11 protein-coding genes are annotated in these 14,989 nt (G+C 69.9%); 6 read left to right on the forward strand and 5 right to left on the reverse strand.

Annotation, left to right across the window (positions count from 1 at the left end):
* Positions 1-16: 16 nt before the first annotated feature.
* Positions 17-1,654 carry a phosphoglucomutase (alpha-D-glucose-1,6-bisphosphate-dependent) gene (gene pgm / locus LDL49_RS36320; RefSeq protein WP_225298141.1) on the reverse strand — a complete coding sequence of 546 codons (1,638 nt, stop codon included), beginning with the start codon at positions 1,652-1,654 and terminating at the stop codon, positions 17-19.
* 76 nt (positions 1,655-1,730) lie between these two features.
* Between pgm and LDL49_RS36325 the strand changes: the two genes are divergently transcribed.
* From LDL49_RS36325 to LDL49_RS36340, 4 genes are all read left to right on the forward strand, one after another.
* Positions 1,731-2,624 carry an LLM class F420-dependent oxidoreductase gene (locus tag LDL49_RS36325; RefSeq protein ID WP_225298143.1) on the forward strand — a complete coding sequence of 298 codons (894 nt, stop codon included), beginning with the start codon at positions 1,731-1,733 and terminating at the stop codon, positions 2,622-2,624.
* Positions 2,625-2,753: 129 nt separating this feature from the next.
* Entirely contained in the window at positions 2,754-3,350 is a 597-nt protein-coding gene (locus LDL49_RS36330; RefSeq protein WP_225298145.1) for a glycoside hydrolase family 25 protein, read from the forward strand.
* Positions 3,351-3,392: 42 nt separating this feature from the next.
* Complete coding sequence (gene thrS / locus LDL49_RS36335) at positions 3,393-5,354, forward strand: threonine--tRNA ligase (protein WP_372470508.1); 1,962 nt, start codon at positions 3,393-3,395, stop codon at positions 5,352-5,354.
* 556 nt (positions 5,355-5,910) lie between these two features.
* On the forward strand, positions 5,911-6,948 hold the full coding sequence (locus tag LDL49_RS36340; RefSeq protein ID WP_225298149.1) for an LLM class flavin-dependent oxidoreductase: 1,038 nt from the start codon (positions 5,911-5,913) through the stop codon (positions 6,946-6,948).
* Positions 6,949-7,113: 165 nt separating this feature from the next.
* On the opposite strand, the gene LDL49_RS58660 is transcribed toward LDL49_RS36340, so the two are convergent.
* Entirely contained in the window at positions 7,114-7,503 is a 390-nt protein-coding gene (locus LDL49_RS58660; protein WP_225298151.1) for an Asp23/Gls24 family envelope stress response protein, read from the reverse strand.
* 448 nt (positions 7,504-7,951) lie between these two features.
* Here LDL49_RS58660 and LDL49_RS36350 point away from each other — a divergent pair, with 448 nt between their 5' ends.
* Together LDL49_RS36350 and LDL49_RS36355 are read left to right on the forward strand one after the other, a co-directional pair.
* Positions 7,952-8,161, forward strand: coding sequence for a hypothetical protein (locus tag LDL49_RS36350; RefSeq protein ID WP_225298153.1), 210 nt, complete (start codon positions 7,952-7,954; stop codon positions 8,159-8,161).
* A gap of 221 nt (positions 8,162-8,382) precedes the next feature.
* Positions 8,383-8,913 carry an HIT family protein gene (locus tag LDL49_RS36355; protein WP_308016238.1) on the forward strand — a complete coding sequence of 177 codons (531 nt, stop codon included), beginning with the start codon at positions 8,383-8,385 and terminating at the stop codon, positions 8,911-8,913.
* Here the strand turns inward: LDL49_RS36355 and LDL49_RS36360 are convergent.
* The 3 genes from LDL49_RS36360 to LDL49_RS36370 all read right to left on the reverse strand — a co-directional run bounded on the left by LDL49_RS36360 (position 8,869) and on the right by LDL49_RS36370 (position 14,856).
* Positions 8,869-10,914: a hypothetical protein gene (locus LDL49_RS36360; protein WP_225298155.1), complete on the reverse strand. Its 2,046-nt coding sequence runs from the start codon at positions 10,912-10,914 to the stop codon at positions 8,869-8,871. The two genes, LDL49_RS36355 and LDL49_RS36360, sit on opposite strands and share 45 nt — an antisense overlap.
* A 95-nt stretch (positions 10,915-11,009) precedes the next feature.
* The gene (locus LDL49_RS36365) at positions 11,010-12,587 is read right to left on the reverse strand and encodes a glycoside hydrolase family 10-like protein (RefSeq protein ID WP_225298157.1); all 1,578 of its coding nucleotides are present in this window, start codon (positions 12,585-12,587) and stop codon (positions 11,010-11,012) included.
* A gap of 130 nt (positions 12,588-12,717) precedes the next feature.
* Complete coding sequence (locus LDL49_RS36370) at positions 12,718-14,856, reverse strand: elongation factor G-like protein EF-G2 (protein WP_225298158.1); 2,139 nt, start codon at positions 14,854-14,856, stop codon at positions 12,718-12,720.
* Positions 14,857-14,989 lie beyond the last annotated feature (133 nt).

The raw sequence follows: 14,989 nt of genomic DNA on the forward strand, positions 1-14,989 counted from the left end.
GCGCGGCGATCGGGCCTCAGCCCAGGGTGTCCGAGACCAGGGAGCGGGCCTCCTTCTGGACCTCGGCCAGGTGCTCGGGCCCCTTGAAGGACTCGGCGTAGATCTTGTACACGTCCTCGGTCCCCGACGGCCGGGCCGCGAACCAGGCGCTCTCCGTCGACACCTTCACGCCGCCCAGCGCCGCCCCGTTGCCGGGCGCCGCCGTCAGCACCGAGGTGATGGGCTCGCCGGCCAGCGACGTCGCCGTGACCTGGTCGGCCGACAGCTTGCCCAGCACCGCCTTCTCCTCCCGCGTCGCGGGCGCGTCGACCCGGGCGTACGCCGGCTCGCCGTACCGGGAGGTGAGCTCCTTGTAGTGCTCGCTCGGCGAGCGCCCCGTGACCGCGAGGATCTCCGACGCCAGCAGCGCCATGATCAAGCCGTCCTTGTCCGTCGTCCACACCGACCCGTCACGGCGCAGGAACGAGGCCCCGGCGCTCTCCTCGCCGCCGAACCCGAGCGAGCCGTCCAGCAGCCCCGGCACGAACCACTTGAAGCCCACAGGGACCTCGTAGAGCCGCCGCCCGAGCGACTCCGCCACGCGGTCGATGACGCTGCTGCTGACCATCGTCTTGCCCACTCCGGCGCCCGCGGGCCAGCCGTCGCGGTGCGCGTAGAGGTAGGAGATCGCCACGGCCAGGTAGTGGTTGGGGTTCATCAGCCCGCCGTCGGGCGTGACGACGCCGTGCCGGTCGGCATCGGCGTCGTTGCCGGTGGAGATCTGATACTTGCCGCTGTTGGCGATGAGCGAGGCCATGGCGTACGGCGACGAGCAGTCCATCCGGATCTTGCCGTCCCAGTCGAGCGTCATGAACCGCCAGGTCGGGTCCACCAGCGGGTTGACCACGGTCAGGTCGAGCCGGTGCCGCTCGGCGATCTCCCCCCAGTAGGCGACACTGGCCCCGCCGAGGGGGTCCGCGCCGATGCGTACCCCCGCCGACCTGATCGCGTCGAGGTCGAGGACCGAGGGCAGGTCGCCGACGTAGGCGCCGACGAAGTCGTAGCGCCCGGTCGTGTCCGCCCGCAGGGCCCTCGTGTACGGAACGCGGAGAATGTTCTTCATGCCCCCGGCCAGCAGGCGGTTGGCCCGGTCCTGGATCCAGGTCGTGGCGTCGGTGTCGGCCGGCCCGCCGTGCGGCGGGTTGTACTTGAAGCCGCCGTCGGCCGGCGGGTTGTGCGACGGTGTGATCACCACCCCGTCGGCCAGACCGGTGGAGCGGTCGCGGTTGTAGGTGAGGATCGCGTGCGAGACGGCGGGCGTCGGCGTGTAGCCGCCGCGGCTGTCGATGAGGACCCGCACCCCGTTGGCCGCGAACACCTCCATCGCCGACACCCGCGCGGGCTCCGAGAGCGCGTGGCTGTCGATGCCGAGGAACAGCGGCCCGTCCGTGCCCTGGGCGTGGCGGTACTCGCAGATGGCCTGGCTGGTGGCGAGGATGTGATCCTCGTTGAACGCCGTGTTCAGCGACGAGCCACGATGCCCGGAGGTGCCGAACGCCACCCGCTGCGCCACTTCGCCGGGATCGGGGTGGAGGGCGTAATAGGCGGTGACCAGCTTGGCGACGTCGACCAGGTCGGCGGGCTGGGCGGGTTGTCCGGCGCGTTCGTGGCTCATGAGGCCACTTTACGAGTGGCCGCCCGGCGAGGCTCGGCTAGACTCGCGTCAGTCACTAGAATGGAGTTCGGTTGCCATGCGTATCGGACTGCTCCTGAACGAATCTCAGGATCCGGACCCGCTGGGCGGGCTCCGCGACAAGCTCGCCAAGGCGGCGGACGACGGCTTCGCCTCCGCCTGGCTGTCCCACATCTTCGGCCTCGACGCCCTCACCACGCTGGCCGTGATCGGCAGCCAGGTGCCCGGCATCGAGCTCGGCACCGCCGTGGTGCCGACCTTCCCGCGTCACCCCCTCGCGCTCGCCCAGCAGGCCATGACGGTCAACGCGGCGGTCCGCGGGCGGCTGTCGCTCGGCATCGGCCTGTCGCACCAGATGGTCATCGAGAACATGTTCGGCTACAGCTTCGAGCGGCCGGGCCGGCACATGACGGAATATCTGGACATCCTGATGCCGGCCACGCGCGGCGAGCAGGTCGACTACGACGGCGAGACCCTCAAGGGCCACGCCCGGCTCACCACGCCGGGAGCGGGGGTGCGGGTGCTGATCGCGGCCCTGGGCCCGCGCATGCTCAAGCTGGCCGGCACCGTCGCCGACGGCACCGTGCTCTGGATGACCGGCCCCAAGACCGTCGCCGAGCACGTCGCGCCCACCATCACCGCCGCCGCGGGCGAAGCCGGGCGGCCCGCGCCGCGCGTGGTCTGCTCGCTGCCGATCAGCGTCACCGACGACGTCGACGCCACCAGGGCCCGCGCCAACGAGATCTTCTCCATATACGGGCAGCTGCCCTCCTACCGGGCCATGCTCGACCGGGAGGGCGCGGCCGGTCCCGGTGACGTGGCGATCGTCGGCGACGAGGACAGCGTGCGCGCCCAGATCGACGCCCTGGCCAAGGCCGGGGTGACGGAGTTCGTGGCCTCCGAGTTCGCCCATCGGGAACGCACCAGGGCATTCCTCAAGACACTCCTCTGATCGGCCGGGACCGGCTGGGATGGGCTCGGACCGGCTGGCATCGGCTGGGATGGGCTCGAATCGGCTTTGATCGGCGCGCCGGTGGGATGACCGGGAGGCATCCGAATAAACTCCCGCAAGGTGAAGCGCTTGCTGCATGGCATAGACGTGTCCAACTGGCAAGGATCCGTCGACTGGACCGACCACGCGGGAGCCGGGGTAGCGTTCGCCTTCGCCAAGGCCACCGAGGGCGGCGACTACACCGACACGTACTTCGCCCGCAACTGGCAGGGCATGCGGGAGAGCTGGATCGTCTGCGGCGCCTACCACTTCGCCCGCCCGAAGGGCGACCCCCACGAGCAGGCCCGCCACTTCCTGGGCGCGGTCGGGGCGGCGGGCGGGTTCCGCCGCGGCGACCTGGTCGCGCTCGACCTGGAGAGCAACGACGGGATCCGGCCCGAGCAGGTCGCCCGCTACGCCCGCCGCTGGTGCCGCTACGTCGAGCGGCACGGCGGCGTGCGCCCGTTCGTCTACACCTTCCCGTGGTTCGCCCGCGCGGGTAACTGCGCGGGCCTCGGCGACTATCCGCTGTGGATCGCCAACCCGGAGAAACCCTGCGGCGAGCCGCTGGTGCCCAGTCCATGGGGCCAGTGGACAATTCACCAATACGCGAACAGCCCGCTGGACCGCAACGTCTTCCACGGGAGCCGGGAAGACCTGACGAGGCTGGGGTTTCACCCGCGATAGCATCGGTGTTCACCACCAACAGTGCTATCCAAGGGAGTCACCGTGTCAGCCGAGCTACGCATCACCCTCGCCGGAGCCGAGCGTGTGGTCGCGGCCGGCACGACGGCCGGTGACGCGCTGGAGGCGGACGGCCGCACCGTCATCGCCGCCAGGGTCAACGGCGAGGCCCGCGATCTGGCCCACGAGGTCGCCGAGGGCGACGTCGTCGAGCCGATCGAGGTCTCCAGCGACGAGGGCCGGGCCATCGTCCGCCACTCCACCGCCCACGTCATGGCGCAGGCGGTGCAGGAGCTGTTCCCCGGGGCCAAGCTGGGCATCGGGCCGCCCGTCGACAACGGCTTCTACTACGACTTCGACGTCGAGCAGGCGTTCCACCCCGACGATCTCAAGCGTGTCGAGAAGCGCATGCGCGACATCGTCAAGCAGGGGCAGCTGTTCTCCCGCCGGGCCGTCTCCGACGACGAGGCCCGCGAGGAGCTGGCGGGGGAGCCGTACAAACTCGAGCTCATCGGGCTCAAGGGCGGCTCGCTCGAGGAGGAGAGCGTCGAGGTCGGCGCGGGCCAGCTGACCATCTACGACAACCTCGACCCGAAGACCGGCGAGCTGTGCTGGAAGGACCTCTGCCGCGGCCCGCACGTGCCGTCCACCAGGTCCATCCCGGCCTTCAAGCTCATGCGCTCCGGCGGCGCCTACTGGCGGGGCAGCGAGAAGAACCCGCAGCTCCAGCGCATCTACGGCACCGCGTGGGAGTCGCGCGACAAGCAGGACGCCTACCTCAAGATGCTGGAGGAGGCCGAGAAGCGCGACCACCGCAAGCTGGGCGCCGAGCTCGACCTGTTCTCCTTCCCCGACGAGCTGGGCTCCGGGCTGGCGGTCTTCCACCCCAAGGGCGGCGTGATCCGCCGGGTGATGGAGGACTACTCGCGGCGCAGGCACGAGGAGGCGGGCTACGAGTTCGTCAACACGCCGCACATCACCAAGGAGAAGCTGTACCAGGTCTCGGGGCACCTCGACTGGTATCGCGACGGGATGTTCCCGCCCATGGAGCTCGAGGGTGCGCGCTACTACCTCAAGCCGATGAACTGCCCGATGCACAACCTGATCTTCCGGGCCCGGGGGCGTTCCTACCGTGAGCTGCCGCTGCGGCTGTTCGAGTTCGGCACCGTCTACCGCTACGAGAAGTCGGGCGTCGTCCACGGCCTGACCCGGGTGCGCGGCTTGACGCAGGACGACGCGCACATCTACTGCACCCGCGAGGAGATGCGCGACGAGCTGACCTCGCTGCTGCGCTTCGTCCTCGACCTGCTGCGCGACTACGGCCTCGAAGACTTCTACCTGGAGCTGTCCACCAAGGACCCGGAGAAGTTCGTCGGCTCCGACGACGCGTGGGAGGAGGCGACTCAGACGCTGCGTGAGGTCGCCGAGGCCGAGAGCCTGGAGCTGGTGCTCGACCCGGGCGGCGCGGCCTTCTACGGGCCGAAGATCTCCGTGCAGGTACGTGACGCCATCGGCCGCACCTGGCAGATGTCGACGATCCAGCTCGACTTCAACCTGCCCGAGCTGTTCGAGCTCGAATACCAGGCGGCCGACGGCACCCGCAAGCAGCCCGTCATGATCCACCGGGCGCTGTTCGGGTCGATCGAGCGCTTCTTCGGCGTGATGGTCGAGCACTACGCGGGCGCCTTCCCTCCGTGGCTGGCCCCCGTGCAGGTCGCCGGCATCCCGATCGCCGACGCGCACATCCCCTACCTGCAGGACGTGGCCAAGAAGCTGCGCGAGCGCGGCATCAGGGTGGAGGTCGACACGGCCGACGACCGGATGCAGAAGAAGATCCGCAACGCCCAGAAGTCCAAGGTCCCGTTCATGCTGCTGGCCGGTGACGACGACATCGCCAACGGGGCGGTCTCGTTCCGCTACCGCAACGGCGAGCAGAAGAACGGCGTGTCCGTGGAGGAGGCGATCGCCGAGATCGTCAACGCTGTGGAGCGTCGCGTCCAGGTCTGACTTTTCAGCGTTTTTGCGCTTTTGAAGGGGTACGGCGAAAGCCCGCCGTACCCCTTCGCGCATGCTGCGGCCTGACATCTTTCCGGCAACGCCACCGTCCACCATTCCACCGACCTCAGACCCGCAGTACCGCCCTACGGCCCAGGGCCGCCCCACGGCGCCACGGCTCAGGCCCGCGCACCACCGGCAACCCCAGAACCTCGGCACTGACCCTCCGTCCCAACCCCCGGCATCGCTCCACAATCCCAGGCCCCACAGCCACCGTCGGCGTGTGTGGGGCGTCGTGGTCGGTTGCGGTCGCCTGACACCGCTTCCCATCGCGGTGCTGCGCTGCGGCGCCGTGGGGTCTGGAAGGGATCTGGAGGGCTCGGGAGGTGGGAGTTGGTGAAGTCTGGAGGTGCGGGGCGGTGAGGGTGCGGTAGTCTGCCCGTACTCTGAAGATCACGCTTCCCAGAGATATGCCGCAGAGTGGAAGCAAGGCCCGCACAGCGCGTGTGAGGACCCCGGAGGGGCGGTGCGATCTGTTCGCATGCCCTTTCGAAGGAGTGTTCTCCCGATGAACGTAGGTCTCGGCCTCCCGATCAATGACCCCGCCCAGCTGCTGACCTGGGCCCGCCGCGCCGACGCCGGTCCCTTCAGCGCACTTGGCCTGCTCGACCGGCTCGTTTACGACAACCCTGAGCCGCTGGTCACCCTCGCAGTCCTGGCCGGTGCCACCTCGCGCGTCCGCCTCCAGACCGAGGTGCTGATCGCGCCCCTCCACAACACCGCGATCCTCGCCAAACAGGCCGCCACGCTCGACCGCCTCTCCGGCGGCCGGTTCACGCTCGGCATCGGCACGGCAGGACGCGAGGACGACTACCTGGCAGCCGGTGTCGACGTCCACCGCCGAGGGCGCCGCCTCGACGAACAGCTCGCCCTCCTGCGACGCGCCTGGTCCGGTGAGCCATGTGGGGTCGGCGATGGCGCAGGGCCGGTGGGGTCTGCGCCGTTTCGGCCTGGAGGTGAGGGTGTGGATCTGGCGGGTCCTGTACCCGTTCGGTCTGGGGGTGACGGTGTGGGTCCGGTGGGTTCTGCGCCGGTTCGGCCTGGGGGTGATGGTGTGGATCCCGCGGGTCCCGTACTGGTTCGGCTTGAGGGCCATGGCGTGGGTTCGATCGGGCCCGCGCCTGCTCGGCTGGGTGGTCCGGAGGTGCTGTTCGGTGGCTTCGTGCCGGCGGTGTTCGAGCGTGTGGCCCGATGGGGTGACGGCTTCCTGGGTGCTGGGCTCGGGCCCCGGTGGATGGACACGGCCTTCCGCGACGTGGAGCGGCGATGGGAGCTCGCCGGGCGTGCGGGCCGTCCTCGCCTGGTGGCTCAGGTCAACGTCGCCCTCGGCCCGGAGACGGTGCTGGCGGAGGCCAGGAAGGAGATGGGCGACTACTACGCCTTCACCGGGCGTCCCGAGCACATGCTGGCCGGGCTGCTCACCACGCCCGCCGCGGTCCGGGACGCGGTCACGGCGTTCACCGGCATCGGGGCCGACGAGGTGATGCTCTACTGCTGGGCCTCCGACCCGGACCAGATCGACCGCCTGGCCGACGCCGTGGCCTGACCCCCACCCGACGACATGTGCCGCCTCCCGGCGGTACGTGTCGTCAGTCTTCCGGCCAATGCTCCGATCCCGGGGCGGTTGCCTGTTGGCCCGGCGTTTGGGTGCGCTGGTCCGGGGCGGTGCTCCTGTGTCGTGGCCAGGGTGGTGGGCTGGTCGGGTTCGGGATCAGGAGGGGTCTGGTTCCGGGGGCTCTCCGATGGGTCTGGGGTCGCCTGGGAGGCGGACGTCGTCGACCGTGACGTTCACCTCGGTCACTCGTAGGCCGAGCATGCGGCTTACGCTGCGGGCCACATTGGTCTTGACGGCGGCGGCGACCTCCATCACCACGTGGCCGTACTCGACCACGATCGTCAGGCTCACCGCCACCTGCCGGTCCTGGATCTGGGCGCTCACGCCCTGGTTGCCGCGCTGGGAGCCGATGCCGATGCGGTCGCGGACCGACTCGAAGGCGCGGGCGAGGTCGCCGCCCATGTCCGCGACGCCTGGCACCTCCCGTGTCGCGAGATAGGCCACCTTCTCCACCACCTCGTCGGCGACCTTGATCCGCCCCTTCACCACGGCCGCGGTGGCCGTCGGCTGGTCCCCAGAGAATGCTGGTGCGGCCGCCTCTCCGTACGGCGCGGCGCCGGGTCCGGCAGCGGGGGCCGTGGCGGATCCGGGCCCGGCGGGTCCAAGCCCGGCGGATCCAGGCCCGGCAGGTCCAAGTCCGGCGGGTCCAGGATTGGCGGGTCCAGGACTGGTGTGGCGAAGTTCGGCGGTGCCAGGTCCGGAGGGGCCAAGTCCGGAGACGCCAGGGTCAGGGAAACCTGAGTCAGGGAAACCAAGGCTGTCCGGGCTGGGTTCCGGGGTGGCGGGGGCGATGCCGCGGACTCCGACGCGCCTGGAGTCGGCACCGCTTCTGCGGGATCCGGCGCCGCTGGGGTCACTGCCGATGCTCCGGGGGTTGGCGCCGCTGGAATCGGCATCGGTGCCACGGATTCCGGTGTCACCAGGGAGGGAGCCGATGGAGCGGACTCCTACATTGCCGGAGTCCGAGCTGGGGCCGGAGTGGGAGCCCAAGCCGGAGCCGGAATCCGAGCTGGAACTGGGTCCCAAGCTGGAGCCGGTCGAGCTGGATCCCAAACTGGACCCCGCGCCGGCACCCCAGCCGGAGCCGGAGTCCGCGTCGACGCTGGAGTTAGGGCCGATGGAGCGGAGCGAGCCACCGCCGTAGGGTTCAGGGCCTCGTTCCGGGGTGCCGGTGCCGGTATCGCCATGTCCTGCGGAGAGGTAGCTCGGAGGTTCGTATCCCGTGCTGCTCGTCCCCGTGGTGCCCGGGTTGGTGGTGTCGTCGCCTAATGCGTCGGTCATCGCGGCCTCCTCTGGGCGGTCTTGAGGATTGTCCCGGAAGCCTGTGCCGTTTGTCCCAAGACCTGGGGCCCTATGCTGCTAGATATGCACGATCAGGCAGGGGCCGGGGCACCAGACAACTTCCAGCGGCTGTGGACTCCGCATCGGATGGCCTACATCAAGGGCGAGGGTAAGCCGACCGGGACGGGCGCCGATGACGGGTGTCCGTTCGACGCCATCCCCAAGATGAGCGACGAGGAGGGGCTGATCGTGGCCAGGGGGGAGGTCGTGTACGCGGTGCTCAACCTATACCCCTACAACTCCGGTCACCTCATGATCGTGCCTTATCGGCACGTACCCGACTATGACCTGCTTGACGGTGCCGAGCTGGTGGAGTTGGCGGAGTTCACGCAGCGGGCGGTGCGCGCGCTGCGTAAGGCGAGCGGGGCCCAGGGGTTCAACGTCGGCATGAACCTCGGTCAGGTGGCGGGCGCGGGCATCGCCGCCCACCTGCACCAGCATGTGGTGCCGAGGTGGGGCGGCGACACCAACTTCATGCCGGTCGTCGCGCAGACCAAGGTGTTGCCGCAGCTACTTCGTGACACGCGCGAGCTGCTCGCCGACGCTTGGGACTGACGGCCGCGGCAGCGCGGAGATGCCGGCCGACAGCAGCAGCGGGATCGCCAGAGCCAGGGCCATCGACAGCACGGCCGCGCCGGAGTCGTTGACCAGCATCCCGAGGACGCCGCTCACGAGCGTGCCGATCAGCCCGGCGCGCAGCGCGGGGGAGTAGGTGAAGGCGGCGGGCACCACTCCGGCGGAGGCTTGCTCGGGCCGCAGGATCGCGTAGACGAGGAACGCGGTGGCGGCGATCACGATCGGCATCAGGTTGGGGCTGAGCAGCGTGGCAAGCATGGCGCTGAGCTTACGCAGGATGACCTCGAGCGCCTCGCCGCTGAGCACCTGTCCGACGAAGCGGCCCAGGTGGGTCTGCTTGTCGGGCGGCTGCAGGTAGTTGATGACCGCGAACGTCATCACGATCACCGCCCCCGCCACGCAGAACGCGCCCAGCTTCACGATCGACACCCGCTTGCCCGCTATGAGCAGCGCGGTCACCGCGATGCCCGGGACGAACGCGATCACGCCGCCGAAGTCGCTGCCCATGCCCGAGCCGCCGAGCACCATCGCGAACGCCCCCAGCACCACCACCGCCGCCACGCCCACCTTGCCCGGGAAGCGGTGGGCGATGGTCGTGGTCGCCAGCAGCGTGCCGGTGGCCAGCAGCGCGAACGGGATGTTGCCCAGGCCGTAGTAGCGGGCGCCCACCTCGGCGCTGTAGCCCATGATGCTGTTGAGCTGCAGGGTCGTGCCGGTCAGCAGGTCGTCGGCGAGCGTGAGCGCGGTGATGCCCGCCACGACCGTGAGCGGGCCGAGCGGGCTGCGCCGCCACGGCCCCGCGCAGGCGAGGAGGGTGATGGCCGCCGTCCAGCCGAGTGCGCCGCCGATCAGGCCCGGCAGGGTGGACCACGGCAGCAGGTTGACCAGGTAGCTGGAGACGGGCAGCGAGGCGAGGGCGACCGCCGCCAGGCGTACCCCGGGCAGGCCCTTGCGGCGGCGCAGCAGCAGGAACGCGATCAGGTAGAACAGGACCTGCAGCACGGCGACGACCGTGAAGTAGATGCCCTTCACCGAGCGGATCGTCTGCGCGGTGGCGTCGGCGCGGCGCAGCCGGTCGATCGTCGCGCTCTGCGCGCTCACCTGGAGCGGCACGCCCACGACCGTGGCGGGCACCGGCACGCCCGCCGTGGTCAGCGCGGTGGCGGTCAGGTCGGGCAGGATCGAGATGTCGTCGCGGTGCGTGGAGGCGGCGCCGAGCAGGCGGCCCTGCGCGCCCGGCTGGCGCAGCATCGCGACCCGCAGGTGCGGCACGGAGCCGTGGTCGGACAGGCCGGCCAGGATGACGGTCGCGTCGGCGGGCAGGGCCGACAGCAGCGCGCCCGCCTTCGCGTCGGCCTGCCGCAGCGCGGCCCGGCGCTCGGGGGCGCCGAGCTGGTCGGGCACGCGGGGCAGCTTGCCGGTGGACAGGTAGGGACGGATCAGGTCGTCGACCTCGGCCGCCACCACCCGGCACTGCGTCAGGTCGGCGGCCGTGGCCTGTTCGGGGGAGGCGAGGTAGCGCGACACCGCGCCGCTCCGGTCGGCCAGCGCCAGCGCGGCGCCGGGGCCGACCGCGACCGAGCACTGGCCCACGGCCTTCAGCGCCTCGCCGAGCGTGCCCGCGTTGCGCTGGCCCGCCACGTCGATGAGGTAGCGGTAGTCGGGGATGACGGCGCCCTGGCCGCGCGTCTCCGGCGCCGGTGCCGCGCCGCAGCTGTAGCCGGAGGCCGACCTGCTGCCTGCCGACACGGTCAGCCAACCGTCGTAGGGGCAGGTCAGGCCGCCCACAGTGCGTACGGACAGCGATCCGATCGCACTGGCACCCGCGAGCCGCCACAGATGGGGCGTGTCGTTCGGGGTGATGTCGTTCCAGTGGAGCCCCGGCACACCGATGAGCGCCACCCGCCCACCGCCGTCCTCGGCCTGCCCCGCCTGGGCGAACCCCCCGACGAACAGGAGAACCGCCAACACGACCAGCACGCGCCTCACGGGAATGTCCCCCTACGATCTACGGCTACCGTCCGCAGCATCGTCTCACCTCGCCGTGGGTGGCGAGACCGTTCAGCTCCAGGCTCTCAGGCCGGGGCGACCGTGACCTTGGCGGGCTTGCTCTCGTTCTGCAGGCGGTCGAGGGAGGTCACCAGATAGGTGCCAGGCGCGTTGGTGGTGAACGTGGGCGCGGTGACCACGGCCACCAGGTTGCGGGCGTCCACGGCCTGGCAGTCCTGGCCCGACTTCGGGACCTCGTAGACCACGTACGAGCGGGCCCCATGACTGGCGTTCCACGAGACGACCGAGCCGGCCGCCTTGACCGCGGCGGGTTTGGCCGGGGCCTCGCCGCCGCGGTCCTTGATGAGCGGCAGCAGCGCCGGGCGGCTGTAGTGCTCCTTGGCCAGGCGGTCGATGGCGCCCAGCGGGTTGCTGAGCAGCTGCGCGGCGCTGAAGTAGACGTCGCCGCCGATCTGCCGGTATTCGCGGTTGAGCGTCAGATGGGCGGACAGCTCGCCCGCCTTGGTCCACGCCTTGTCGTCCTTGGCGCCCACCCGGTAGAGGGCCTGGCCGATGTAGAGGTCGACGCCGGTGCCCTTGACCTCGTTGGCCCACCAGGGCGCCAGGGCCCGGTAGTCGGCCGCCTTGAAGCCGCGCGACCAGTAGAGCTGCGGCATCACGTAGTCGACCGTGCCCGCCTTGATCCAGTGCCGCGCATCCGCATAAATCGAGTCATAGGCCGACATGCCGGCAGTCTTGGAGCCCGTCGGATCCTCCGACTTGTTGCGCCAGATGCCGAACGGGCTGACGCCGAACTTGACGTACTTTTTGGTCGCGTGCACGGCCTCGTCGACCTGGGCGATCAGCTTGTCGACGTTGTCGCGCCGCCAGTCGGCCAGGTTCTTGCCCTTGCCATACTTTGTAAAGGCAGCCGCGTCGTCGAACGTGCCGCCGCTGCCCGGATACGGGTAGAAATAGTCGTCGAAGTGCACCCCGTCGATGTCATAGCGTCGCGTCACGTCGGTGACGACCTTGGCGACGTGCTCGCGGACCTGCGGCAGGCCGGGGTTGTAGTAGAGGCGCCCGTCATACTTGACCGTCCAGCCCGGGTGCTGACGGGCTGGGTGGCCGGCGGGCAGCTTGGCCACGTCGCCGTCGTAGGAGGCGCGATAGGGGTTGAACCAGGCGTGAAACTCCAGGCCGCGCTTGTGGGCCTCGGCGATGAGGAACGGCAGCGGGTCCCAGCCCGGGTCCTTGCCGGCCGTGCCGGTCAGATATTGCGTCCACGGCTCTAGCGAGGACTTGTAGAGCGCGTCGGAGGCCGGCCGCACCTGTACGAACACCGCGTTGAAGCGGCGTTTGACCGCCGCGTCCAGGATCTTGACGTAGTCGGCCTGCTGCCTGGCGACGGAGAGGCCGGTGCGCGAGGGCCAGTCGATGTTCTTGACCGTGGCGATCCAGACGCCACGCAGCTGACGCTTGGGGTAGCGGACGTCGGCGGTGCAGGTGGCCCCGTCCCGAGTGACGACCGCCGTCTTCTTCGCGGCGGTGGTCGAGGCGGTCACCGCGGGTGTCTGCTTGGCTCCCGGTCCGAAGAGGTAGGCGGCGCCGACGGTGACGGTGGCGAGGGCGGCAGCGGCGATGAGAGGGCGTCCGTTTCGCATGATGTTCCAGTCTGGCATTGGCTCCGACGTGCGCAGGCCGGAAAAAAGAAATCGTTTCGTGATGTTCGAGTGGCCAGAGTAATGGATGTGCCGGGAGGGACGGCGTCCCTCCCGGCCTCTGTCCCGTACGTCAGTCCGTGACGGCGACCTTCTCCGCCACGTGCGTCGGCAGCGGCTCGTAGCGCAGGAACGCCCGCTGGAAGGTGCCCGTGCCGTGCGACATGGACCGCAGGTCGATCGCGTAGCGGGTGATCTCCAGCTCGGGCACCTCGGCCTTGACCAGGGTGCGTCCGGTGCCCACCGGCTCGGTGCCGAGAACCCGTCCGCGCCGCGACGACAGATCCGACATCACCGAGCCCACGTAGTCGTCGGCCACCAGCACCGACAGCTCGTCGACCGGCTCCAGCAGCAGCGTCGGCACCTTGGCCGCGGCCTCCTTGAGTGCCAGCTGCCCGGCGATCTGGAAGGCCATGTCGGAGGAGTCGACCGAGTGGGCCTTGCCGTCGTACAGCGTGACGCGCACGTCCACCATCGGATAGCCGGCGACGACGCCTCGCTCCATCTGCGCGCGCACGCCCTTCTCGACCGACGGGATGAACTGCCGGGGCACCACCCCGCCGACGATCTTGTCCACGAACTCGAACCCGCCGCCGGACGGCAGCGGCTCCACTTCCAGATGGCAGATCGCGAACTGGCCGTGACCGCCCGTCTGCTTGACGTTGCGGCCCATCGCCTGGCACTTGCCGCCGAACGTCTCGCGCAGCGGCACCCGCAGGTCGATGCGCTCGACCTCGACGCCGTGCCGCTTGGACAGCCGGTCGAGGAGCACGTCGGTGTGGGCCTCGCCCATGCACCAGAGCACGAGCTGCCTGGTCTCGGCGTTGTTCTCCAGCCGGAGCGTCGGGTCCTCGGCCACCAGGCGGCCCAGCGCCTGTGACAGCTTGTCCTCGTCGGCCTTGGACTTGGCCTGGATGGCGACGGGCAGCAGTGGCTCGGGCGTCTCCCACGCCGTCATGAGCAGGGGTTTGTCCACCTCCGACAGGGTGTCGCCGGTCTCGGCCCGGGAGAGCTTGGCCACCGCGATGATGTCGCCCGCCACCCCCTTCGGCGCGCCGCGCTGCTGCTTGCCCAGGGGGCAGGTGAGGGTCCCGATGCGTTCGTCCACGTCGTGGTCCTCGTGCCCGCGCTCGGCCAGGCCGTGTCCTGACACGTGCACGGTCATGTCGGGGCGCAGGGAGCCGGAGAAGATGCGCACCAGGCTGATGCGGCCCACGTACGGGTCGCTGGTGGTCTTGACGACCTCGGCGACCAGCGGGCCGTCGGGGTCGCAGGTGATGCCCTTGACAGGCTTGCCGTCGAGGGAGGTGATCTCCGGCATCGGGTGTTCGAGCGGGGAGGGGAAGCCCTGCGTCATGAGTTCGAGCACCTCTTGGGCGCCCACGCCGATGCCGCTGCACAGCACGGGGAAGAAGCTGCCCCGCGCGACGGCCTTCTCGAGGTCCTCGATGAGGACCTTGGTGTCGATCGGCTCGCCCTCCAGGTAGCGCTCCATGAGCGACTCGTCTTCGCTCTCCTGGATGATGCCCTCGATCAGGACGCCGCGGTGCTCCTCGATCTGCGACTCGTACTCGGCGCCCGGGTCCTTCTCGGTACGCGTGCCCGTGGCGTAGTTGTAGAACTTCTGGGACAGCAGGCCGATCAGGCCGTTGACGTGCCCGTTGGTGATCACCGGCAGGTAGAGGGGGGCCACGCCGTCGCCGAAGACGTCCTGGCAGGTGGCGAGGACCTCGTCGAAGTCGGCCCGCTGGTGGTCGATCTTGGTGATCACGACGGCTCTGGGCATGCCGACCTGGCTGCACTCCTCCCACAGCATCTGGGTCAGCCCGTCGATGCCCTCCGAGGCCGACACGACGAAGAGGGCGGCGTCGGCCGCGCGCAGTCCGGCGCGCAGGTCGCCCACGAAGTCGGCGTAACCGGGGGTGTCCAGAAGATTGATCTTGATGCTGTTGTGCACCAGCGGCGCGAGTGACAGGTTCACCGAGCGCTGCTGCCGTACCTCGACCTCGTCGAAGTCGCTGACCGTGTTTCCGTCCTCCACCCGGCCGGCCCGCTGAATGGTGCCCGTCGCGGCCAGCAGCTGCTCCACGAGGGTCGTCTTACCCGCCCCTGAATGGCCGACCAGCACGACATTGCGTATCGCATCCGCCCTGTCGGCCGCTGGTGCCCTGCCCGCGGCTCCCATGGCGTGACCAGGGTTCTTCTCTGCCACATTCGCCTCCCGCGTCGTCGGTTGACGTGCCAACGCCGCGCCCGAGCGAGGGGACAGAAACCGCATGGACGCGGTGTGTTCACCAAATACCCCTGTGGCGGATATCACAAGGGGGGTGGGGCAAAGAAAGTCG

The sequence above is a fragment of the Nonomuraea aurantiaca genome (assembly GCF_020215705.1).
Lineage (GTDB): Bacteria > Actinomycetota > Actinomycetes > Streptosporangiales > Streptosporangiaceae > Nonomuraea > Nonomuraea aurantiaca.

Excerpts from the sequence above, each read along its gene's own strand:
- LDL49_RS36355 (WP_308016238.1), top strand. The coding sequence starts at position 8,383 with ATGCACGATCAGGCAGGGGCCGGGGCACCAGACAACTTCCAGCGGCTG.
- LDL49_RS36325 (WP_225298143.1), top strand. The coding sequence starts at position 1,731 with ATGCGTATCGGACTGCTCCTGAACGAATCTCAGGATCCGGACCCGCTG.
- pgm (WP_225298141.1), bottom strand. The coding sequence starts at position 1,654 with ATGAGCCACGAACGCGCCGGACAACCCGCCCAGCCCGCCGACCTGGTC.
- LDL49_RS36340 (WP_225298149.1), top strand. The coding sequence starts at position 5,911 with ATGAACGTAGGTCTCGGCCTCCCGATCAATGACCCCGCCCAGCTGCTG.
- LDL49_RS36350 (WP_225298153.1), top strand. The coding sequence starts at position 7,952 with ATGGAGCGGACTCCTACATTGCCGGAGTCCGAGCTGGGGCCGGAGTGG.
- LDL49_RS36365 (WP_225298157.1), bottom strand. The coding sequence starts at position 12,587 with ATGCGAAACGGACGCCCTCTCATCGCCGCTGCCGCCCTCGCCACCGTC.